This window comes from Stenotrophomonas sp. 116085_Sma, assembly GCF_056479585.1.
The window spans coordinates 1,889,884-1,911,666 of sequence record NZ_CM151057.1; the positions used below are offsets into that span (position 1 = coordinate 1,889,884).

Below are 21,783 nucleotides of genomic sequence, written 5' to 3' on the forward strand. Positions count from 1 at the left end.
CACTTTTAGTCAAGATTTTGTCCACTGCAACCGTGGACAAATTTCCAGGGCGATCTACCTTGGGATCAGGAAGAACGCACCGCTCTTTCAACCGACTGGAACCGCCGACATGACCCTTTCCCTTCTCGCCATTGCCGCCCCCATCGCCCTTCCATTCAGCGTTTGGTTGGCCCAGCGCCTTGAACGCTGTATCGACCGCGCCCTCTGGGCGCACTGAGAGAAATGCCATGACCACGCGTGCCTCCCGCCATCGCTACTACGCTTACGAGCGACAGGATGGTTCTGTGTGTTTCCTGCCAAAACTGTTGCACGAGGGGATTCAGCGCTACCCACGAACGATTGCGCACTACCATCTGGTGCAGTGGTTGGGGGTGTCCAAGTTGCTCAGTAGAGACGAATACAAGCAGATGGCGTGGCTGGGTTCGCAGCGTGGCACGCTCCGCAACACCCATGATTCAACGCAAGCTCGTCTCACCGGTTGATACACGGGCCGGGCAAAATGGCTCCATGACCCATGAAGCCCCTGCATCCATCCTCCACGCCCCGGCCTACGGCCTGCTGCTCGCTCAGACCGAGTGCCATTTCTGCCATGCCCCCACTCCCACCGCCGCGGTCTGGGTGCCCTCGTTCGAGGAGCACGACGACGAAGGGTTGGTGGATCAGGGGGAGGGTGCTTTGTTGCGCTACATCGAGCGCTTGAACGAGGAGGCCGCTGCGTTCGTTGCCGGCCACGCCCCTTGGCTTCGCTTCGACGCCACCCGGACGTCCGGGCAAACCTACTTGGCCCACCATTGCACCACCTGCGGGGCCCTTCAAGGGGACCACTTCGTGTTTTCGCCGGATGGCCCGTATTGGCCCCAGGACGACGTCCAACTGGCGTCTCTTCGCTTCATCCGCGGTTTGGGCCCGCTCACCGCTGAAGCGTCCGCGGCGCAGAGTGGTTGGATGAACAACGTTCCCCAGGTTTGCTCATACGTATGACCATTTCCATTCGTTCCGCTGTTGCAGAAGATGCCGCATGGATAGCTGCTCTGCTTCGCGACGGAGCACGGCAAGGGCATTTCCGGGAAACCCTCAGCGCCCAAGCGGTTCCCTTGGTGGAAGGGCTGCTTCATGTCGGCTTCTTGACGATGATGAAGCTGCGACACAATCGACCGGAGGTTTGCAGGGTGGACGGCGACGTGAGGGTTGCGACCTGGGAGGGTCAGCCGGCGGCGTTTCTGATCTGCATGCATGATCGCGAAGGCTACGAGCTCCATCTCGCCGGCACGCGACCAGAATTCACCCGGCGTGGTTGCTTCAAGGCATTGGTGCGCCACGCGTTGGCCAGTTCATCGGGGGAAGGCAGGGTCTTCGCACGGTGCTACGCGACGTCCAGCGTCGCCATTGAGGCATTGAAGGCCCATGGCTTCGTGCGCACCAGTGGCGGCGATCCGATCGAGTTGGACTGGGACAGGGCGTTTCCATTGCCAGAGAACGCGGAAGCGGTTCCCCGGTCCTGGTGGCAGCGCCTCCTTGGAGGATTCAGGCGGGCCGATTGAGGGCCAGTCGGTGTGCCGATCGCGGCACGCCATTCAAGCCCCTTGCGCTCCGCGCGGCCCCATCTCCCGGCTCCTCCGGTCAAGGGCCATTCCAGGGCCCGTGTCCTCGCTGCGCTGCGGGCCGCGCCAGCCCTTCCATTTCCTCCCTTGACCGCGCCGAGCGGTGGGGCGGTGGGTTTCCCATTCCAGGACATCCCGACCGGATGCCCTGGGCGGGCCATCACTTACCAAGCGAGGAACAACATGTTCGAGCCTTCCGACCTCATCCATTCTTACACCCGCGCCCAGGCAATCGAGGACGGCGTCCTGGTGGACGTGTCCGATGTGGCCAAAGAAGCCGGCTTCAAGCTTCCCGTGACCATCACCCGCGCTGCGTGGTCTCGCTACGTGGAAGTGCCCATAGGGTTGGAACTGCGCGGCCAGTCGGTGGACGGCCGGCTCTGGGACGTGCTTTTCATGCTCCACGTGGCCATCAAGCGGCAGCAGGGCAACGGTTCGGAGATCCACTACCAGCTCCACGTGGCTCTGCCCGACGCCGGCGACTGGTTGTCGAACGAAGCCCACCCGGCGACCGGGTCGGGCCTGACGCGGTCGACCCATCGCCAGATCACCTTGAAAGCGCTGTGCGGGCCCGGGGACGCCTTGGAACCGGTGGTCAGCATCATGCTGCCCAACGAGGATTGAGAAGGGAGGGGGCAGGACACCGGCCCTCATCGTTTTCCCGTGCTGGTCCCGCAGCTACCATGGCGGGACGACAAGGGAGGAGTAGGGGATGGAAAAGTTCGATTGGTCGAAGGTGGAGTTTGCACGCACACCCTGGCGGAGCCGGGTTATCCCGGACGCGCTGCCCATCCTCATCCGGTGGGCGCAGGAGGGCGAAGCTCATTCCTACAGCGACCTGGCCCAAGAGCTGCACGACACCTTCGGACACGAGATCAAACCCCGCAAAGACCTCTACGGCACCGTCGCCGGGGGAGTGGCCCAGGCCCTGCAGTGGCTCAGCGAGCAGTGGAAGGAACCCATCCCGCCCCTCCACGCAATCGTCGTCAACAAGAACACGAAACACCCTGGCGAGGGGGCGATCACCATCTCGCCAGCTTACTTCGCGGGGAAGAAGCTGGACACCGAGGAAGAGCGCCGTGCGCACTTGCGAGAGGCGATGGAAGACGTTTTCACCTATCCCAATTGGGACCGGGTCGCCCGCGCTCTGGGAGCCACCATGCTGACCCCGTCCGCCGGGGCGGTTGAAGAGGTGGCAGCGGATGCGCCTCTTCCCCTTCCTAAAGTCCAGGAGGGGGGGCGGCCAGAGAGCGACGAGCACAAAGCGTTGAAGGCGTGGATGGCCAGCCATCCCGAAGAGTTCGAGGACTTTGGGTGCTTCCCCATGGGGAGCAACGAGAAGTTGTTGAGCTCGGGTGACCGACTGGACGCGCATTTCGATAACGGAAGACATCGCCTGGCGGTGGAAGTTAAAACCAGCAAGTGCTCGGAGGACGAACTCCAGCGAGGCGTCTATCAAGCGGTGAAATACCGCGCCGTTCTCCGGGCCGAGCAGAAGGCCATCCGCCACGTGCCCAACGGGGAGGCGGTGCTGGTGTCCACGCGCGCTCCGAACGCGGAAACCCGTGCGCTCATCAAGCGGCTGCAGGTGCGGTTCCAGCAGGTGCCGCTGGAGGCGGAGCAAGAATGAAGCCTGAGGAACTGGAACAACGTATTCGCCAAATCGATGGATTCGTTCGGGTGCTCACGCAGGAGTGCCACATCCTCGACGAGCGCCGGCACATTCTGTCCCCACTCATTCAAGACCCCGAGATTCAGGCAGGGCTGAAAGCCAAGCTGGACAAGACGCCGGGGGCCAATGCCTGGAACCACTTGGCGCCGCTTCTTGGACAAGACCTGGTGCGCGATCAGTCACGGCTTTTTCTGGATAACGATTCGCGGTCCGGTAGCCTGACCAACCTCTGGCGAAAGCTTCAAGCAGATCCCGCGATCAGGGAGCACTACCGGGAGCGCTACGGTCGCATCTTCGATCACTTCCACGACGAACCGATCAGTGACCTGCCGCCCGAAAGCTCGGCTGTTTTCCAGGAGAAGTTCAGACAGAACGATCGGGACGAGAACTACTCGCGCTTCGATAGTGGCTGGGAAAGGGTCTCCAATGAAATGGTGATCCTTTCGGCTGATCCCGTGGCAGCGAAAATCAAGACCCTCCGGGACAAGCACCATGCCCACCTGGAAATGCGCAAGCTGGACGAGGAGCCTGGCGCGTTTGACATCAACACGCTTGGGTTGACCTTCAATGAGGTCTTGGCTTTTGGCGATCGCTGTCAGGCCATCGTGGCAGAGCTGGGGCTGCTCTTGACCGGAACCCGTTGGGATCCGCAGCAATACGCGTCGGTTCACGAAGCCCAGGGCAAGGCGATGTGGAAAACCTTGGCTGGGCTTTGACTTCGAAGCACAACAGCGAAGAGCCCAGAAGCCGCCGCAGGTGGCCAAGCCACCTGCCTTCTGGAAAGCACGCTTGGTGCGAGGGCATCGCCTCCGGTCGGTTTTGGAAATCCGAAGCTTTGCCACTTCCAACGTGAGGGATGCCCCCGCCTTCTTTGCCGTCAAGGGCACTTGAATTCAAAGCCCACCCAGTCGCTCGCTCCCAGGTCTTGCCAGTAGAACCGCGCGCCTGGACCCACGACGCTGCACGAGCAAGCCGCCGGCCAAACCGCGGTGCCTGGGTGGTTGACGAAGCCGTAACCTGGCATCGGAGTCAAGTTGGCGCGCAGCGCGTAGACACAGGCTTCCAAAGCCGGTGTTGGGCGGGTCACGCCAGGTGGCTCTGGCGTAAACGTGGGGGTGTCGTTCGTTTCGTATTGCCAAGTGCATGCCAACGAGGTGGCTTGAAGCTCGGCCAGGGTCCGGGGAGCGTTGCAGAAGATCGCCCAGCCGTAGTGCCCTCCGTCTCCCCACGAATGCCAAGATCGCCCGGTGTATTCGGGAAACGTCGGAGGTGGTGCGTTGGGGGTGCATGTATTGGCCTCGTTGCGACGAAACCCAGTCTCCGCCCAATTTGTCCAAGTGGTGAACGTCGGGCTGGGCAGCGACCACGTGGTGGCTGGGCAGTTGTATGACCCGGTCCTCGTCCGCCGCTGCTCGGCCTGCCACGTGTGCGATCCACTCTGGCCTGCCGGGCAAGCGGCACTCGCGGCGACCCACTGGGTTTCGGCTTGTGGGAAAGGCGCTGGGCAAGCCGCGCAGGTGGTGTTGGTCTGGGTCCACGCGTTCCACGAACCGGTGCCCGTGCACGCGAAGGTCCGCTGCTGCCCAATCGCGCCAAACTGACCTGCAGGGCATCCCACGTTGCGCGTCTCGGGAGCAGGGCACGGCGCGCAGGCGCTGCTGGTCGTGGTCCAACTGCCGGCCGTCGTGGACCCAGCCCACGCCTCGTAAACGCTCGGGTCGGGTCCGCAGTGGTGACGGCGGTTCTGGAACACCTGGCCGACCTGGCCCGATGGGCAATTGATCGTTCGGTTCTCGCTCCACTCCTGGCAAGACGGCACCGTGCTTGTCGGTGGCGGTGTGGCCGGGGGTGAACTCGGTGGGGCCGGAGGCGTCACGCTCACCGGGGGGGCGGGCGGCGTGACCGGTGGGGGTGTCGTGGGAGGAACGCTTGGTGGCGGGGCGGTTGGGGGCGACACCCCCGTGGAAGGTGGCACCGGACCTACGGGCCCCACCGGGGATCCCACGGGCGGAGAAGCGGGTGGGGTGACCGGGGGCGTTGCAGCTGGCAACACCAGCGGTGATCCGGTCCATTCGCCCCCCAACAACCCGCTGTGGTAGACGAAGACCACGCGCGATTTGTCCGCACACGTGCGGCTCAGCAATCCGACGTCGAGCTGGCCGCCGGTGTTTCGAATCACCGACACGTCCGACACCTGCGCGTCCCACACCCCGCCCGCGTTGGCCGCGACCAGGGCCACGCACGCTTGACGATCAAGGCCGGCGTAGCTGACGGAGAACGAATCCCCGAAGCGTTCGACGGTGTAGGGCTGGACGTTCACCGCGCCGCCCCACGCGTTGGTCAAGACGCTTTCCCCGGCGCCGAGTTGGGATTCAGGGGCCAAGCCATCGACCACCACGGCCGTGGTGCTCACCCCGCGAAACGTCCCCACCATCCCAAAACTGCTCTCGATGCGTCGGGACAGCTCGCGCAGGTTGCGCGTTTCGCTGGCCAGCTTGGCCTTTGCATCGACCTGCCCGAAGAACAGGAACATCGCGCCTGTGGCGGCGGTCACAACGCCCAGCGCCAGCAAGGTCTCGGTGAGGGTGAAGCCCAGCGCGCTGCGCACGCCCTTGGAAAGGCGGGTGAGGGTGGGCGAACAGCGGGGGCGGATCGTGTGCGTCATGCATTCAGCATGCGATGCACCTTGGATTCCGCAAGCCCCTGTTTCTAGTCAAAAAAAGTTGGATTTTCCATCTTGACATTGCTCGGTGGTCTGGTTGCATGGAGTTAGGGGAGTGGGGCGACCTACTCACGAAGACCGATTTAAATAACCCAAGAGACCGCCGCCATGATTGAAAGCCCCACCCGCTCGGCCCGCCCCATTGCTGGCCTTCCCTTCGCGCACATCCCACCCACGGCTCCCGCGTTCCTGCCCGAAGGCAAGCTTCGCCGGCAAGCCCGGCTGGCCCGCCAACAACGCCACTTCGAGCGCCAACTGCGGAAGGAGCTGAAATGGAAATGACCGTCCACCGGCTTGCAGAACGACTGTTACAGGCCATTGAGCACTGCAACCCTTGGGCGCTGAGAGAAGCCATCGCTGCTGTCCGCGAGGCGCGCCTGGAGGCTTGGAGGGGCCTAACGGCTTTCCCGTCCTTGGACCACCCGGTGGGGCCCAACGGAATAACCGCTTTCCACGTCGCTTGCATGGCGTGGCACGTAAACCAGGACCACCCACACAAACGGCAGTGCTACGACAAGATGGCCGGAATCCTGGCCGAAGCCGGGGCGGACGTGTTCGCGGAGTTTGGTCCGGCAAAGCAACGCTGGACGATCATTGAAGCACTGCATGGCGCAGCACCACCGTCTGTCAAAGCATGGATGGCCTCCCAGCCGTTCGATTTGCATTGCTCGCCTTCAAGCGTCGCCCACACGCTGCGGTGGGACTGCCGTCGTCCAGTCGCCTCGCGGGAAGAATAGAAAAGAATCCAAGGCCTGAACGGCCCGAAAGGGTTGCAAAAACATGCACTTGCGCAACGGTGGCGTCGGGGTAGATTCGGTAGGAACCCCTATCTACTCACGAAAGGATGCCGTATGCGCCTGTGCAACTTCTCACTCAAGGGTGGCGTCGGCCGCACGACGCTGGCCCTGAATCTTGCCGGGTGCTATGCCCGTGACCCCAACCTGCGTGTGTTGGTCAACGACCGGGACAGGCAGAGTTCATGCCTGGCATTCTCCGGGCTGTCGGACGAAACACCTTTTACCGTATCCCGCTCACGCTCCCCCGGCTTCGATATCGAGATCATGGACATGCGTAACGACATGCCTGATAACGAAGCACTCCCGGATGCCGATCTTTACCTGGTGCCCACGTTGCTCGATGTGGCGAGTTTTGTCATTTTCCTGCGAACCGTGGATGTGCTGGAGAAAAAGGGGAAGCGTTATCTGCCGATCGCCAATAGGGCCAACGAGAAGCGGGCAGCCCATCGCCGCCGCCTGGAGCACCCCAAGATGTCGGGAGCGATCCTGGTGCGCGATCGAGCGTTGTTTGCGGACTGCTACGAGGAGGGAAAGACCGTGTTCGACGCCAACGGTCGCTGGGCCCGGGTGGCCCAGGAGGAGATCCACGCCCTGGCTGTCCGGGTGCACGACATCCTTGTCGCTGGTGCAGGCCGGAGGGCTGCGGCATGATGGAGCTTCCCTTGGTTTCCCTCCCAGACCTACCCATGGCCACTCGCAAAGCTCCTGCCAAGAAGGCTGCCACGAAGAAGGCCGTCAAGCGCACCTTGGATGACGTCAAGGACGTGACCCATGCCAAACCCCGCCGGGCCAGCAAAGCGGACACTTCGACTGTCGCCCGCATCCCGGAGCACCTGTTGCTGGGGCCGGGCGACTACCCGCAGCGCAAGTCCTACTTTGACTACGACGACAGCCAGAAGGCAGGAAGCGTGGGAGGCAAGCGGGTTCACATGGTCATGCCCCGATCGGTCACGCTGCACGACTACCGCCGTCGGGAGGATGGGCTGCGCCACCACCGGGCCATGGTGACTATCCCGCCAAAGCTCCGCGAGAACATCGCCAAGCTGTTCGGCTTTGACGATTCGGAGGACGCCGGTAGTGAAGTCGCGTTGACCACCGCCATGGTGGCGCTGGCAGACTACGCGGCCGCGTCGCTCATCCAGGACAACACGCTGCTAATCGTGAGCTCGCCGGTGGACGAGCACGCGGAGGTCCGCAAGGCCGCCAGGGTGGCGGTGCGGAATCTGGGGATGAGCAAGAACGGTAAGATCTACTGAGCGTGGCACTTGCCCCTCTGAATGCTGATCAAGAGGACGCGATCTGGGCCAAAACCTGGCGTATCCCAGGCATGACGGCACAGCCGCTGACGGGTTGGCTGCTTCACTCGATGGGAATCTGGGCAGACAAGCGCACGCTTTCTGATCGGGTGCTCAAGATTTTTAAGGTCTCCGCCAAGACGTGGGAGATCGGGATTCCACGCAGGCCTAAGAAGCGGCAGCAGGTCTGCGATGGTCTGGTTGCTTACGTCCAGCAAAGCCACACTGAACTGATGCCGGAGTGTGCGGAGCGCCAAGCCCGTGCAATGGAGCGAGCCGCACGCGCGCTGGCCGAATATCCAACGCTTCCTCCATGCAGTTTTTTCCACCAGACAGTTGGCATCGCGGGTGGAGACCGCTTGGAAGCACTAGCAGTTGCCTTAGATGAGGTTTCCGCAGATGTTGTGCACGGGCGGCTATCCAGGGATGGCCTTTCCGTGGCGGTGGTCAAAGCGGCAGCAGAGGTAATTGGGCTACCCGCGGGAGCTATGCAGCCGGACAGCCGGCTCGATCCAGGCTTGGACGGGTTGCTCCTGCTATTGGCTCAGATGGATCACGACCTCACCACTCCCCTGATGGCTAACGCGGGTGAGATCAACAGCTTGGTGGCACTTTTGATTGATTCGCCCGGAAGTGGGGCGAGGAAGCGGGTTCAGCACCGACTTTTGGACATCTACTTCGCCTTGGCGCTTGCCGCACGCGGGCGTGACCTGCCAGAGAGTTTGCCGAAGGTCAGGGAGATCGAGGACGCGCTCATGGGCGGCCCGCCTGAATCCGGAGGCCAGTCCTGGGTGGTGCGTTGGCGCAATGGAACCAAAGCGCTTCGAGAAGAGGATGTGCTATCGGTGATCGCGCACGTCGGACACGTTTCGGGGAAAGACGTGTCATGGACGATGCGCCGTCTCTATGCTGCAGCCCAAGCGTGGGGGAGGGTGGAAGAGCAGGGTGTGGAGGCGGTAATGCTGGCCGGTGAGCGCTACAACCAATGGTGGAATGCTCTGTGCAACCAGGGGCGGGTCAAAACCCCATGGGTCCAACCCTACTGGTCCCAGTTCTCGCAGAGCAAATGATGAAGCGGCTCCCCTCACTTCGAGGCGAAGCCGCCATGGCTCACTTGCCGTTCCGCTTCGCAACCACTGAGGCTGCTTTGGCCTTGAACGCCCGTTGCTGAGGAGAGGGGCTGGGTTGCCGATCCACCGCGCTTTGGATGCGTCGCTGGGCCGTCTGCGTCATTGGCTTCTTCTTGCTGTTGCTCATTGTGTTCTCCTTTCAGGAGGTTGGGTGAGCGGTCAGCGTAGGAGGGAGAGCGGGGGGAGTGGGTTAGGAATCTTGGAAGTTTGACGAATCCGTGGGGAATACGGGGGCCAAGCACCGGCTATCCCGGTAGGGCGGTGCTGTTTAACTCGGACGACCCGTGCCCCACCAGCCTCTTTCTTAAAGCTTCCTTGGACATCTTCGGTGGGGCGGTTAACGTAAGATCCTTCCCGTCCAACGAACGGTAGTAGGGATCATCCACCCCAGCAGTGACGTAAACGACCAGGTCCGGCCCGATGGTCAACAGGCCCGCATCGAACAACGCGTGGATGTCCTTCCGTAGCAGTAGCCCGTTGCTCAAGGCGTTGGTAGATGCCCCGTTGTAGGGGACGATGTGGGCCGCGTCGATGACGCTTGCCAGGGCGGTGCCGGTGACCATGCACACCGCTCCGTAGTGATCGACCAGGCGTTTGCGAAACTCGGCTTGGCCCTCTCGGATCACACGGAGGACCTGCTCCATTCGCTTTCCCTCTGCTGCGACAGCGTCAGGAGCGGGGGGCAATGGCTTTTCCACCCTTAATCGCCCGCTTTCCTCAAGCACGCCTTGGAGGGCTTGGATCACGTCGTGACTGAAAAGCTCGGATGCCGGGCGCAGCTGAAGGTCAATCCCGGACCGGTGCCGGATGTGCGCCAACAGAAGTGCGGCGTCCTCCACATACTTGAGCTTCTTTTCGCGCATGTTCCAGAGTTGGTTCAGCTCGGTAAGGCTGTATACCTTCAGCGCGGACCTAATATCCCGGCTGCTCATCCGAAGGTGGCTCAGCCCCTTTTGCAGGTGTTGACGAACCAGGTATTCCTCCAGCTCCGGCGGGTTTCCATCTTCGTCAGCGCGGATGGTGAACAGGCTGCTGAAGGGCTTGTTGAATTGCTCCTTCCACTTCTTCTTTCGCCGCTGAGGCTTCGACGGGGTCCGGTTAGCCTTACTGTCGCTTCCCTTGTCCTGATCCTTTTCATCCATGTCGGTCAATTGATTGTCTGAGCTTGCCTCAATGGTAAGGGATCCCTGGTGTCCGGGCGCCCTTTCGACTGGCGCTTGCGGGCTTTCAACCACGCCGCCGCCAGATCGTCCACGTCTGCCTGCAGCGCGGCCCGCTCTCCAGGCAGCCATGCCCTCAACGTCCCTTTGGCCACGCCCGCGTCTCGCTTCGCCAAACGCCGCCTTGCTTCCAACCACTGGGCTTTCGTTTCCCCCTCACGTGTGGCTTGACGCTGGGTCCGCATGCGAACCGCATTGGGCTTGTCGCTGTAAGCCGGGACGTGGTCTTTGCCCATGCTGGGCCACAGTGTTTCGTGCGCGCCCTGTCGCCGCAGGCGGATCTGGCGCAGGCTTGGATACCGGGCCATCCACCGGTTCTCAAAGGTGCGGTCGGGAGGGGGAGCAGTCCCCAAAGGCAGGGGAATGACCAACGCGTGGAGGGCAATCAGTTGCCACACCGCCAATTGAAAAACATCCGCGGTCAACCGGAAGGCCACCACCTCGGGGTGTTCCAGCCATTCGCCCTGGTGCACGTTGCGCAAGAGCGCGGCCAAGTCGTTTCGCGTCAGATGGGCACGCTGGGCCAGTGGCCACCCCAACATCCAGCTGTCCGAATGCCGCTCCACGTGGACGAGGAACCGGGGGTGCATCCAGCGCTCTTGGAGCTGGGCAAGGACGGTGGCTGGCTTGGCAAAGCGCCCCACCTCGACCAGGTGGTTGTTGGAGCGCTGCAGGACAAACAGCCGGTCGGCCAGCAAGGCGTCCAAGGTGTCTGGTGGCAGCCGCTGGCTCAACTCGGGCCAGGCCAACAGGTCACGGCTGCCCCGCTCGGTGATGCAGCGCTTGCAAGCCATGCGCAGGTTCTCGGTGTCCGTTGGGCCGCCCTGGCTCAACGGAACGAGCGGTGAAAGCCCCCAGGCGTGGCGACGATCCAAGTCCAGGGGGGCGGTGCAGAAAGCGCACACAGGGCGTTCGGAACGGCGGGCCACGTCCAGCGCCCAACGGGGAGTGGCAGGCGCACGGACGGCATGGAAGGCCAGCACGCGACGGGCAAACGCGTCCAGGTCAGCGGTGGTCATGGGAGCACTCCTGAAACGAAAGCAGGTGGATCATTGATGGGCCAATGGCGGTGAATGAAGGCCATGGCGCGCACCCTTGTTTGACTAAAACGAAATGGGGCGAGGGCTCCGCGCTTTCCTTCCAGGGGTTCTTTGGCTGCCCACTTGCGATTCGGAAAACACGGTGTCGGTGTATCCAAGGGCATTGCACACGTTTGACTAAAACCAACGTGGCTTGGGTGTCGTGGGGTGGTGCGGCGGGTGGGCGAGGGCAACCTGTCCTGGGGATTCGAGGCAATGCGAAATAGTGGGCTGAGAAACTCCGCACGGATTCCCGGGGTGGGGCATCGGTGGGCGTGAGGGGTGGAAGAGCGGGAGCGTTGCGTGGGCATGGTGTGGGCGATGGTCCTGTGGGGCGAGGGGCGTAGACCACCAATAGCGCACCTGGGGCAACACGCAAGGGGCCGCCGAAAAGCAACTGCAAGAGCCCAACGTGTGTGGAAGCAATGTCGGCAGTGGCAGAGAAGCAGGAGCCCGGACGGTTCCCCAGAGTCGTCATACACATGACGCACTGAAGTGGGAGTGCGTTTTTCGCCCAAGAATCGCTGTAACGCCTGCCGAAACCTCAATGCAATCAAGGCCTGGCCATGTCACCACCGAATGGAGACAGTGTCAGTGCTTGTTAGCTCGTTTGGCCCATGTTTTTCAGGCTCCTGACGTGGGGCCTTGCCAACTCCGAGATTCGCGGTATCGGTGGAGTAATCCCGAAACGGAGTTACTCGACCAATGGCGTTCGTTCGTCAAAACGTAAACCTCGACCGTGGGCAGCTGAAACTTGCTCAGCGGCTTGCCCGTGAATCGGGCAGTGGGTTCAGCGCTTACGTGCGAGAGGCGCTGGAGCGACACAACACCGCCACGTCCGTGGTGAGCGTGCTGGAGAACGCCAACGCTCAGCTGGAGCGCCTCATTGACGATCTGCGGGAAGAGAACGCGCTGTTCCGGAGTGCGCTCCAAGAAGACCTGCGGCGGTTGCGAGACGAAACGAAGGCGGAGCAGGACAGCGCCATTCAGCGCTACGAAAAAGCGCTTCGCAAGGTCGTGACGGCGGCCCTCTCGCAACCCTCTCCAAAAGGTTCTGGTGCGGCCAAGGTGCCCGCAACCGGACCCATGACTGCTCCACGCACCTAATTTTCCCCCACAGCAGGAGATCCATCCCATGAAACGTTTTTCCGTTCCTCTCACTCTCTGCCTGGCGGCGTTCTTGCCGCTTCAGGTTTCCGCCCAAGCCGCCCCTGATGCGGTCCATGCCGCGGAGGACGATGGCAAGCCCAATGCCGACAAGAAGCGTCTGTTCAAAGCCGGTGGCATCGGCTGCGTGGCCGGCGGAGCCATCGCCTTGCTCACGGGCAAGAAAGACAAGGCCCTGGGCGCTTGCGCCGCCGGTGCTGCAGTGGGGGCTTCGGCGTCCTACGTGAAGCAGCAGCGGGAGCACGCCGAGCAGGCCGCCGACGCCGCCCGTGCGGCTGGCATGAAGGCCGAAGTGGTCACCAAGACCGAAACCGTGGATGGCAAGCAGGAAGCCGTCCTGGATTCGTTGCGCTTGAACTACAACCCCACCGACATGAAGCGGTTGGACAGCGAAACTCGGGCCTTCCTCGACAAGTTCGCGGGTCTGTTGAACAAGTCCAGCAACGGGTTGACGGTGGTGTTCAAAGGCGCCGACAAGGCCGCCTGCCAGGTGCCCATCGTTGAGCTGGCCAAGCGTGGCGCGCTGTCCAAGGTCACGGTGGACGACCGCTGCGGCAGCGGTGAGCCCGTGATCGTCGTTACCCCGGTGCCTGACGTCCGGTGATCTCAGTGCCCGGGTGTCGATCGATGCTCGGGCTTCCTTCCCCCTTCCGAGGAGCCCACATGACCCCAGAAGAAAAGAACCAAAGAATCCTTCAGCGCAAGCGCAAGGAACTGCTTGAGCGTGCCAAGGCAACCCCAACCGCTTCGCCCACGCAGGAAGAGCGGCTGGTTTCCGATGGCGTGAAAGAAAACCTGAAAGCTGCCGGTCACTGGGCCGGGGTGATCAGCAAGCGCACTGCCGAGTTGACCCAGAAGGGCTTTGTTGCCGCTGCAGAGAAGGCGAAGCAAGCCAAGGCGCAACTGGACGCAAAGCGCACCCGAGAAGCCCAGGAACATCGTGGTGTCGAAGAGAAGCCTCAAGACGCTCCGCTCACCGTGGAGCAGGAAATGTTGGTCAGGCAACTGACGTCCGATGCAGCTGCACCGGTTCTCGTAGGAGCGGGTGATAAGGGAATGTGCACCGTTTGGGAACTGGTTGATGAATTTGGAGAGCCTGGCGCACAGGTTGCAGATGGATTGGGTGGCCCATCGGTGGACGCCAAGGCGTTGAGCAATGAAGATACGGCAGCCTTGGTCAATCTGTCTCAGCAGGACGCAGTGGAAGTCCTGTCCGTTCCCGCGGTGCTTGAAGGGTCCAACCGGCCCCCGGAGGCCGCGTCACCAGAGCAGCCAGTAACTCCAATCCAACCCAGCCCCCGCTCTCGTTTGCCTTGGGTCTTGGCCGGTGTGGTGGCGGTGGTATTGGCCGCGGGGGCGATCTACTTCTTGCTTGGGAAGAACAACCAGGTGCCTCCGAGCACACCGCCTCCCTTGATGCCGGTTGCCACTCCAGCCGTTCCCGAGCAGCTGCCCAAGGTGGTGGAGGACCCCGTGGTCCCGCCCGTTCCAGCAGTGCTTCCAGAGCAGGCCGAGCCAGAACCTGCGATCGAGAAGCCAGAGCCGGTCGACGCTCCCCCGGTAACGACGACAGCGCTGATTGCGTCCCAGCCCAAGCCTTCGCCGAAACGTGCGACCGCCCCATTGCCGAGGACGGCCCCCGCACCCGCCGCCGAGCCAAGGAATGACTGGCAGCAAAAAGCCAACGCAGACCTGGACGCTTGGGCGAAGAAGTCGGGGATCGACTGATCCCCCTTGCGCATCCGCGGATTCGATCTAGAAAGAAGTGACCTACTCACGAATAAGGGGGCGACATGTTCAAGTGGCTGTTCACGCAATACCGGGAACCCGGAAAACTTCACTTCGGCTCAAAGTGGCTGAACCTGCACGGGCGCTTGTTCCTCGGCAGCCCTGAATCGTTTGGCATGGGCCACCTGAGCGAAGGCGTCCGCCGCACTTTCTACTACTTGCGCGCCGATCGCAGGCCTCCGGTCAGAGACGACGCCGCGTATGAGGCGTGGACCAAGGATCGGCTCTACGCGAGCAAGGTTGAGCAGGTCGCAGAGCGCTGGGTGGCCAAGGCGGGCTTCCTGGCGTGCGCGCCGCTTTGCTTGGTGCTTGCCGTCTTGGCGCATTGGCTTCGTTGATTTGACAGGGGAGGGAAACAGAGATGGAAGCAATCAGTTTGTTCAACGTGCTTGACTGGACGAGTGGCTTGGGCCGCAAGTTCCGACGGAAGAGCGGCGAGCCTTCGGGCGTGAAAGAAGAAATCATCGTCCAGTCCCACGAGGAGTATGAAAACCTCGTGGGTCGCTTTGACGTGACCGATCGCGTTCGCAGCCGAGAGCTCGATGTGCCGGAGGCTGATCGGGATTTCGCGAAGGAATGCGGCGCGGTCTGGGACGAGAACGCCCAGGTGTTCAAGGTGCCCGAAGGACGCAGCGAGGACGAGTTCCAGGAGTGGTGGCCGAAGGTTCCGGAGGATTTGCGTGACACCCAATCGCGGATCATCACGACGAAGCGTGGGCGGCGTGCCGAGGGCTTCTTGCAGGGCAACGACATGGGGCAGGGCGGCGACAGCCTGGCCACTCCCTTGATGTATCTGGCCTTCCCCGTGATCGGCGTTCTGGCAACCTTCCTGGTGAGCCTCATCGGTTGGGCCGGCTGGGCCGCTCTGCTGCTGACCATTCCATACTTCATCGCCCTCAAGCAAGGCGAGGGCATGAAGGAGGCCCTGAAAGCCCTGGTGCTGCTGCAATGGGTTCCGATGGCGCTTCAGTTCATGGTCGGCGACAGCAAGGGCGGCACCGAGGTGGCAATGCAAGCCGGCGGCATGGCTGTGTATGCCCAGATGGCCAAGACCTACCTGTGGTGGGCCTTTGGCTTGGTCGGCGTCCTGTTTGTGGTTTGCTTTGTGGCGGCGGCCTCGCACCCGCACCGGGGCGTCATTGGCGGGACAGCCGCGCGCTTCATTCAAGCGATGCAGTGGGTGGGCCTCATCTTTGCCGCCTTGGTTGTCGCCAAGGTCCTGCCGTTTGGCTTGGGCGAGGCGGCACCTTACGTGTTGGCCTGCATGTATGCGATGCAATACGCCGAAGGCAACTTTGTCCAAAACGCCGCCCGGCTCTACCTGCAGAACAACGACAACAACCTGGCCACCCAAGGGGCGTTGATCAACTCACACGTCAAGGCACGTGAACAGCAAGCCGAGGCGGCCCTGCGGGACAAGACCCCGCTGATCACCATCGGGCGCGCCACGGGGCATCTGTCCGACAAAGGTTATGGCTACTCGCCCGACTTGGGCACCGTGATGATGTTCTCATGGCGCGATTGCCAGCAGGGCCTGCTCGTGTTCGGGGCCATCGGTTCGGGCAAATCCTATGCCGCGTTGCGACCCATCGCTCGTCGGTTCCGTAAAGCCGCCTTGGCAATGGCGTGTGTGGCGTCGGAACAAGGCGATGTAAGGGAGCGTTTGACGCGGCAGAAGCTGGCCGGCGGTGCTCTCATTGCCGACGGTAAAGACGGAGCAATCATCGCGGATCTGGAAGGATTGTTCGACATCGTCGTCAAGCCAGGAATGCGCGTGGGGCCCTATGAAGGGTTGGCGCCGGATCAGATCGTGCGGGCATTGCGCGGCGCATCCGGTGGGCGCGTGGACGAGAAATCCAAGCTTTGGACGGATGGTGGCGATGCGTTTCTCTACCACACGGGCATCATCCTTCGTGCGCTCGTGGATCACGAGATGGCTTACAGGTCCTGGTGCTCGGCCAAGCTGGAAGGGTTGGAGCGTGCACAGATGAACGCGGAGCTTGAGCTGGTCAAACAGCGAAAGCTGGGCGAGGACGTGGCCGAGACTGAGGCGTTGATCGAGCGGATCGCCGAGCAGATCGCCATCCATCGAATCCCGGTGAGCGACGACAGGCAATGGCATTACACGCCATTCCACCACATCAAGTTGTTGTCCATTGTGGAACGCGTGATTCCCGCCAGCCCCGCGCCTCGTGCCAATGCAAAGCTGATGGAGGTGGTGAAATACTTGGGCCTGGAAGAGGCGGACACGAGCCATGAAGAAGAGGGGCGGCTGGCCTATGCGGCTTACCTGCAGCAGCACCGCCTTCGTCAGGACAACGCTCCCGAAACCATCCATCCAGACCTCTTCCGTCCCATGTCTCAGCTGCAGAGCTCGCTGGAATGGGCGTTCCAGGAGATTCCCGCGATGCATCCGGAACAGAGACAATCGTTCACGCTCAACTCACGAGGGCTGCTGGAGAAGCTCTTGCGGGGCGAAAAGCTGCGGGACAGCAAGACGGACATGCCTTGGCATTCGATTGAGACGGGCGAGGTGGACGTGTCCGACGCACTCTATGGAGCCATGGTAGGCCTCTTCTTGCCCCCCACCCAATTCGGTGAAGCGGGTGAAATGATGATGCGCCTGCTCAAACAGCGGGTCATGAACGGAATCAAGGCGCGTGGTGCATTCGGCGACAAGTGGCGCGAAGCGTTGCCTGGGCAAACCGAGGTGATGTTGATGATGGACGAGGCCCACCTGTTGTTGACGGCCGATGACATCAACCTGTTCTCCGTTTCGCGCTCGCTGGGGTTGATGCCCGTGCTTGCAACGCAAGGGTTTGAAAGCTTGGTCAACGCCTTTGGATCAGTCAACGAGGCGGAGCTGATGGCCAACACGATGCAATCGGTGATCGCGCTGAAGTGCTCGCACAACACCCACGAATACCTGGAAAAGCGGTTCGGACAGGCAACGTTGACCACGTTCAAACAGCGCACCCGGGGCATCGACTACCAAGGCGGCATGAACAATTGGCGCCACTCCGTGCTCAACGACCCGGATCATGCCTACGCGTCCGCCTACGACAAGATGCGAATGGAAGGGGCCGGGCGGTTGACGGCTTCGCGCATCGACGCCGTGACGGGTCGCCGCTGGCGGATTGGATCGGAGGACACGCTGGGCCAAGACGAGATCGCGCGCGACATCGACATGCCCACCGGGGGCAAGCGCGAGGTGCAGCCGCTCTTCCTGCAGGAAGAATACTCCGCTCTTCTTGAGCCCCGCGGTCACGCCATCGTGGCGCTGAGCCGTGCCGGCATCAAGCGCTTCGACCTGGCGGAGCTGCTGCCCGACGCGGATTGATGCGGATAGGCGAGGGGGTTTGCCCCCTTGCCAAACCTGCGGATTGATCAACGATGAGCCTATTCACCCCAGCGGAGGAAACAAACATGAGCAACACCCTCTCCCAACCCATCGAAGAAATGACCGAGCTGCGAGCACTCCAGGCGCAGCGCAACGAGCGGCTTCTGGTCGATCGCCCACCGCCCCAGAAGGACAGCGCGGCCCGGGCCGACTTCGAGCAGAACGTGGCCCAAGACCAAGACGCCATCGAGCAACGCCGACAGCGCGTTCTGGATTGGGCAGAGAAGGCCTCGCCCGATCAGATCGCCGCGCTCCAGGCAAAGATCCAGGAGGCCGACAAAGCCGTTCGTGATGCAAAGCCGGACGACAAGCACGAGCAGGTGGTTCATGCGACCGTTGCGCAGTGGCGGCAGCAACGCGGGGCCCAGCGGGAGGAGACCCCTCCCATGTTGACCCGTGAGCAGCGGATGGAGAACGGACCTGGGCGCCTGGGATACGCCGATTACGCCCGCAGTTCGTTGAAGGAGGCGGCTTTCATGAAGGACTACGCTGCCAATTACGATTGGGAGAAGCACCAGAAGCAGGCCCAACCGAACGTCTTCCGACAGTAATTTTTCATCGATGTTCAAATCTGCCCGGTTCTGCGCAGAATCGGGCATTTTTGCGTCTTGACGTCCAGTTTGATGGTGCTTTACTGGTTTTGTAAAGAGTAGGTAGACCTACTCATAAAGCCAAAAGGAGAGCCACCATGTCCACGTTGTTCAATGCCCTCAAAGACTTCGCTTTCGAAAACGCGGTTCCACTGCTGACCAGCTTGTTCCTGCTGACCGCGGCCTTCGCAGCGGCTGTTCTCGTCTACCCCCCGGCCGTTCCGGTTCTGCTCAAAGTGGTGGCCATGGCGGTGGCGGGCTTTGTGACCATCGGGGTAGTGGTCCAGACTTCCTTCCGGTGAGCAGCCGGCGCTGGCTCAAGCTGCGTGCAAGGTGCAGGAAGCGTTGGCGCCGGTTTGACTGGGATGGGTTTGATTTCTGGTTCTACCCCGCGCTGATTTTCTACATGTTGGGTTGGATCGTCTTTGGCCCACCCGACAGCGTTTAGCGTTCGGGTCAGTAGTCCGGTAACGAAGCCGGGGCAGTCTGTAAAACTGCTGGTTCACTCCCCTGCAGGTTCAAGTCCTGCCTGACCCACCATTTCTGCGTGTTGGCTTGACGGCCAGCGATTCAACGCTACAACCATGGGGATGGACACCCAAGAATCCCTGTTGCGCCTCTTGCGTCCCCTGGGCCTCCAGCGAGCGGAGGCCTTGACGGGCGCGCTCGCGCGCGAAGCCGATGCGTCCAAAGGCCTTCACGATTCGCAAGTGTTGGCGCGTGCCCACGCCCTGAGCGTTGCCCCTGTCGAGGGTCGGTTGGGCGATCTGGTCTGGCAGGTCCGCCAGCGGAAGCACGATGATGTGCCCCAAGTGGACCTGCGCTGGGGCTTGCATAGGCTTGGGTTCGACGCGCCCACGCGGGCGTCCACCCAGAACCTGGTGCGTGCTTACGAGAGGCGCTTGGCAGACCGTGACGAGCCGATGGTTTACAGCACCTTGGCAGAGAGGGTGGCTGGGTTGTCCATGGCAGAGCACGTCTCGCTCTTCCAAGGCATGGCGATGGCGGTGGAGGAAGCGCGGGCACGGCAGTCCGATGCAAACCGGTTGCGGGAGAACGCACCATGGCAGGGCTGGCTCGTGGGGGCGTCCCGGGCGGGCCACGAAGCAGCACTGCTGGCCTGCATCGGCATGGGCGCGGACGCCCGGCTGCCCGATGCCAGCGGCAACACGCCACTGCATCATGCGGCCCGGTTTGGTCGCGCCTTGCTGGTCACCCCGCTGGTCCAAGCCGGCGCTGATGTGGCGGCCCTCAACGGCCACGGGTGGGCACCGCTCCACCTTGCCGCCCTTCACAAGCACGCCCGGGCCTGCCTCCACTTGATGGCCCACGGCGCCAATCCTGAGCAGCCAGGGTGGCGAGGGCGGACCCCAACGCGCATGCACCGACATGAGCAAACCCAAGCCCTTTGACGCGCTGGGTGACGTGCCCGGCAGCGTTGCGCCTTCCCAGCCGGTCCGATACTGGCACCGCGCCGTTCTTGCCGGTGCATTCGTTTTTGGCTTGGCCTACGTGGGGAGCATGGGCGTTGCCTGGCTCTTGCCGAATCCCGATGGCTCGCTCATCCGCTTCGCCGATGCTTTGAAAGGTGGTCTGGTGACCGCTTTTCACTTCCTGACCGCTGGCATCTCGGCACGTGCTCCGGCACGGGAGTTCATCGAACTGGTGTCCTACCACCACCCAGTGGCGACATGGTCCCGGATCGGGGTGTCGCTTCTGCTGGCGGCGGGCCTCGGTCTGCGGGTGTTCCTCAAGGCGACCGAGCCGGTGAGCAACACCTGGCACCTGTCCGGACCGCGGTTGCTGGAAGGAAAAGAGGCCGTGGACGAAGCCCGGCACCGCTTGATGACACCCAAGGAAGCCGAGGCGGATCCCTTCGCCCTGTCCCTCCACCCCGATCTGTTGCTGTCTAAAAAGCATTGGGCGCGCCACGTCCTGATCACCGGCTCGGTGGGTTCGGGCAAGAGCGTCATCCTCAAGCACATCCTGGAACAACTGACGCGAAAGAGGGACGCAAAGCTGTTCCTTTACGACATCAAGGGTGATTTCACGTCGATTTTCAAAAGGCCCATCATCGTGTCGCCCTTCGATGCGCGCTCCCACGTGTGGGACGTCGCCGCCGACGTGCGGACCCCGACCCAAGCGGCGGCGTTCGCTGCCTCGATCATCCCGGAGGGCGACGGCAACGCAAAGTTCTGGAGCATGGCCGCCCAGGACTTGTTAATTGGGTGCGTGCGCGAGCTCCAAAACACCCGGCCTGGCCAGTGGGGGTGGCGCGATCTGGCGGCCGTGGTGCGCCGTCCGGCCGCGGAGATGGCCGCAGGCATGCGCCCGCATTACCCCCGCGGCGCCGCACTGGTGCGTGACCCGGAAAGCCAGACCACGTCCAGCGTGCTGTCTTCCTTGGGGGGCTTCACCCGCCTTATCGACGATCTGGCCATCGCATGGCCCAAGGTTGGCAAGCGCCGTTTCTCGATGACCGAGTGGATACGGGACGACTACAACGGGCGCAAGCAGGTCATCGTTCAATCCGGACCGGACCCAACCCTGACGAAGGCCTACATCGCCGCCATGATCAACGTGGCCGTGCCGGATCTCATTGGGCCAGGCTTGCCGGACAACGAGGGCGGGCGTGGGCTCTACTTCGTGTTCGACGAGCTGACCAGCGCCGGGCGCTTGAACATCGATCCCTTGCTGGCGTTGGGACGCAGCAAAGGAGTGGTGGCCATCATGGCGGTCCAGGATCACTCCCAGATTGAGTTGGTCTATGGGGACAAGACCGCCCAGGCCTTCTCGTCGCTGGTGGGGACCCACGTGGTGTGCCAAGTGCAAATGGGGGCGACCCGGGACAAGCTGGCCAGCCAGCTCGGCAAGCGAAAAATCGCCTGGCGTGGGCACGAGGACAAAGCCCAAGTCCACGAAGAAAGCCGCGCGTTGGTTTCCAGCGGTGAGCTCACCGATCGGCTGGGTTTCCGAAAAGGCAAGCGCTACGGTCCCGAGACGTGGGGCATCGAGGCGATCGTGCAGATGGGTGGGGACGTGCTGTTGCTGACATGGCCCGGGAAGAGCCACCCAACGGTTCGCGAGGGGCAGGTGGCCGCTGCGTGGACCACCAAGCCAGCTGGCCCGGTGGTCGAGGGTGAAGGGCCATCACCGGCCGCGTCCCCTGCAAGCGCTGGCGCGTCCGCCTTCCCAACCACCGCCGAAGGCATCGATGCGGTGCAGCGGGTATTGACCATGACACCGGAGGAAATCGACGCGCTTTTCCAGCGGTGAGCGGCCTTGCCAACTCTCCGTTTTCTGGGACCTTGGAACAGTCAAC

The 21,783-nt window shown here is 62.5% G+C and carries 24 protein-coding genes and 1 tRNA gene; 21 read left to right on the forward strand and 4 right to left on the reverse strand.

Translation table 11 applies throughout. The annotated features are described in order from the left end of the window. The first annotated feature begins 227 nt into the window (after window positions 1-227). From ACZK0Z_RS08870 to ACZK0Z_RS08895, 6 genes are all read left to right on the forward strand, one after another. Window positions 228-482 carry a hypothetical protein gene (locus tag ACZK0Z_RS08870; RefSeq protein ID WP_049400422.1) on the forward strand — a complete coding sequence of 85 codons (255 nt, stop codon included), beginning with the start codon at window positions 228-230 and terminating at the stop codon, window positions 480-482. Further along, window positions 451-981: a hypothetical protein gene (locus ACZK0Z_RS08875; protein WP_224481865.1), complete on the forward strand. Its 531-nt coding sequence runs from the start codon at window positions 451-453 to the stop codon at window positions 979-981. Before ACZK0Z_RS08870 ends, ACZK0Z_RS08875 begins: the two co-directional genes overlap by 32 nt. Continuing rightward, on the forward strand, window positions 978-1,541 hold the full coding sequence (locus ACZK0Z_RS08880) for a GNAT family N-acetyltransferase (RefSeq protein ID WP_049400420.1): 564 nt from the start codon (window positions 978-980) through the stop codon (window positions 1,539-1,541). The genes ACZK0Z_RS08875 and ACZK0Z_RS08880 overlap by 4 nt, the downstream gene beginning before the upstream one ends. A 243-nt stretch (window positions 1,542-1,784) precedes the next feature. Next, window positions 1,785-2,225, forward strand: a complete 441-nt coding sequence (locus tag ACZK0Z_RS08885; protein ID WP_049400419.1) for a DUF6573 family protein — start codon at window positions 1,785-1,787, stop codon at window positions 2,223-2,225. 88 nt (window positions 2,226-2,313) lie between these two features. Continuing rightward, entirely contained in the window at window positions 2,314-3,231 is a 918-nt protein-coding gene (locus tag ACZK0Z_RS08890; RefSeq protein WP_049400418.1) for a hypothetical protein, read from the forward strand. After that, the gene (locus ACZK0Z_RS08895; protein ID WP_006375415.1) at window positions 3,228-3,989 is read left to right on the forward strand and encodes an AbiU2 domain-containing protein; all 762 of its coding nucleotides are present in this window, start codon (window positions 3,228-3,230) and stop codon (window positions 3,987-3,989) included. The genes ACZK0Z_RS08890 and ACZK0Z_RS08895 overlap by 4 nt, the downstream gene beginning before the upstream one ends. Before the next feature lie 161 nt (window positions 3,990-4,150). On the opposite strand, the gene ACZK0Z_RS08900 is transcribed toward ACZK0Z_RS08895, so the two are convergent. Beyond that, window positions 4,151-5,938 carry a type II secretion system protein gene (locus ACZK0Z_RS08900; RefSeq protein ID WP_080355149.1) on the reverse strand — a complete coding sequence of 596 codons (1,788 nt, stop codon included), beginning with the start codon at window positions 5,936-5,938 and terminating at the stop codon, window positions 4,151-4,153. A gap of 165 nt (window positions 5,939-6,103) precedes the next feature. Between ACZK0Z_RS08900 and ACZK0Z_RS08905 the strand changes: the two genes are divergently transcribed. The 5 genes from ACZK0Z_RS08905 (at window position 6,104) to ACZK0Z_RS08925 (ending at window position 9,157) form a co-directional block, all read left to right on the forward strand. Further along, entirely contained in the window at window positions 6,104-6,277 is a 174-nt protein-coding gene (locus tag ACZK0Z_RS08905; protein WP_006375368.1) for a hypothetical protein, read from the forward strand. Further along, complete coding sequence (locus tag ACZK0Z_RS08910; RefSeq protein ID WP_006375367.1) at window positions 6,268-6,732, forward strand: hypothetical protein; 465 nt, start codon at window positions 6,268-6,270, stop codon at window positions 6,730-6,732. The genes ACZK0Z_RS08905 and ACZK0Z_RS08910 overlap by 10 nt, the downstream gene beginning before the upstream one ends. Window positions 6,733-6,846: 114 nt before the next feature. After that, on the forward strand, window positions 6,847-7,443 hold the full coding sequence (locus ACZK0Z_RS08915) for a ParA family protein (protein ID WP_006375366.1): 597 nt from the start codon (window positions 6,847-6,849) through the stop codon (window positions 7,441-7,443). 35 nt (window positions 7,444-7,478) lie between these two features. Beyond that, window positions 7,479-8,048, forward strand: a complete 570-nt coding sequence (locus ACZK0Z_RS08920; protein ID WP_224481864.1) for a hypothetical protein — start codon at window positions 7,479-7,481, stop codon at window positions 8,046-8,048. 2 nt (window positions 8,049-8,050) lie between these two features. Next, entirely contained in the window at window positions 8,051-9,157 is a 1,107-nt protein-coding gene (locus tag ACZK0Z_RS08925) for a hypothetical protein (RefSeq protein WP_224481863.1), read from the forward strand. Window positions 9,158-9,197: 40 nt separating this feature from the next. On the opposite strand, the gene ACZK0Z_RS08930 is transcribed toward ACZK0Z_RS08925, so the two are convergent. From ACZK0Z_RS08930 to ACZK0Z_RS08940, 3 genes are all read right to left on the reverse strand, one after another. Further along, window positions 9,198-9,344, reverse strand: coding sequence for a hypothetical protein (locus ACZK0Z_RS08930; RefSeq protein ID WP_154354769.1), 147 nt, complete (start codon window positions 9,342-9,344; stop codon window positions 9,198-9,200). Window positions 9,345-9,462: 118 nt separating this feature from the next. Continuing rightward, complete coding sequence (locus ACZK0Z_RS08935; protein WP_032971086.1) at window positions 9,463-10,359, reverse strand: HNH endonuclease; 897 nt, start codon at window positions 10,357-10,359, stop codon at window positions 9,463-9,465. Window positions 10,360-10,364: 5 nt separating this feature from the next. After that, a complete protein-coding gene (locus tag ACZK0Z_RS08940) occupies window positions 10,365-11,456 on the reverse strand; it encodes an HNH endonuclease family protein (protein ID WP_006375359.1) in 1,092 nt (363 codons plus the stop codon). A 765-nt stretch (window positions 11,457-12,221) separates the two neighbouring features. Between ACZK0Z_RS08940 and ACZK0Z_RS08945 the strand changes: the two genes are divergently transcribed. The 10 genes from ACZK0Z_RS08945 to ACZK0Z_RS08990 all read left to right on the forward strand — a co-directional run bounded on the left by ACZK0Z_RS08945 (window position 12,222) and on the right by ACZK0Z_RS08990 (window position 21,737). Continuing rightward, the gene (locus tag ACZK0Z_RS08945) at window positions 12,222-12,623 is read left to right on the forward strand and encodes a hypothetical protein (RefSeq protein WP_006375357.1); all 402 of its coding nucleotides are present in this window, start codon (window positions 12,222-12,224) and stop codon (window positions 12,621-12,623) included. 28 nt (window positions 12,624-12,651) lie between these two features. After that, a complete protein-coding gene (locus tag ACZK0Z_RS08950; RefSeq protein WP_006375355.1) occupies window positions 12,652-13,287 on the forward strand; it encodes a hypothetical protein in 636 nt (211 codons plus the stop codon). A gap of 59 nt (window positions 13,288-13,346) precedes the next feature. Beyond that, complete coding sequence (locus tag ACZK0Z_RS08955; protein WP_224481862.1) at window positions 13,347-14,411, forward strand: hypothetical protein; 1,065 nt, start codon at window positions 13,347-13,349, stop codon at window positions 14,409-14,411. Between the two features lie 65 nt (window positions 14,412-14,476). Further along, entirely contained in the window at window positions 14,477-14,809 is a 333-nt protein-coding gene (locus tag ACZK0Z_RS08960; RefSeq protein WP_006375352.1) for a hypothetical protein, read from the forward strand. Window positions 14,810-14,832: 23 nt separating this feature from the next. Further along, complete coding sequence (locus ACZK0Z_RS08965) at window positions 14,833-17,811, forward strand: TraM recognition domain-containing protein (RefSeq protein ID WP_006375350.1); 2,979 nt, start codon at window positions 14,833-14,835, stop codon at window positions 17,809-17,811. Between the two features lie 86 nt (window positions 17,812-17,897). After that, entirely contained in the window at window positions 17,898-18,422 is a 525-nt protein-coding gene (locus ACZK0Z_RS08970; protein ID WP_006375347.1) for a hypothetical protein, read from the forward strand. A gap of 137 nt (window positions 18,423-18,559) precedes the next feature. Continuing rightward, window positions 18,560-18,763, forward strand: coding sequence for a hypothetical protein (locus tag ACZK0Z_RS08975; protein ID WP_032971083.1), 204 nt, complete (start codon window positions 18,560-18,562; stop codon window positions 18,761-18,763). A gap of 151 nt (window positions 18,764-18,914) precedes the next feature. Then, window positions 18,915-19,001, forward strand: a tRNA-Tyr gene (locus ACZK0Z_RS08980). Window positions 19,002-19,051: 50 nt separating this feature from the next. Then, the gene (locus tag ACZK0Z_RS08985; RefSeq protein ID WP_224481860.1) at window positions 19,052-19,873 is read left to right on the forward strand and encodes an ankyrin repeat domain-containing protein; all 822 of its coding nucleotides are present in this window, start codon (window positions 19,052-19,054) and stop codon (window positions 19,871-19,873) included. Further along, window positions 19,851-21,737 carry a helicase HerA-like domain-containing protein gene (locus ACZK0Z_RS08990; RefSeq protein ID WP_006375344.1) on the forward strand — a complete coding sequence of 629 codons (1,887 nt, stop codon included), beginning with the start codon at window positions 19,851-19,853 and terminating at the stop codon, window positions 21,735-21,737. The genes ACZK0Z_RS08985 and ACZK0Z_RS08990 overlap by 23 nt, the downstream gene beginning before the upstream one ends. The last annotated feature ends 46 nt before the right edge of the window (window positions 21,738-21,783 follow it).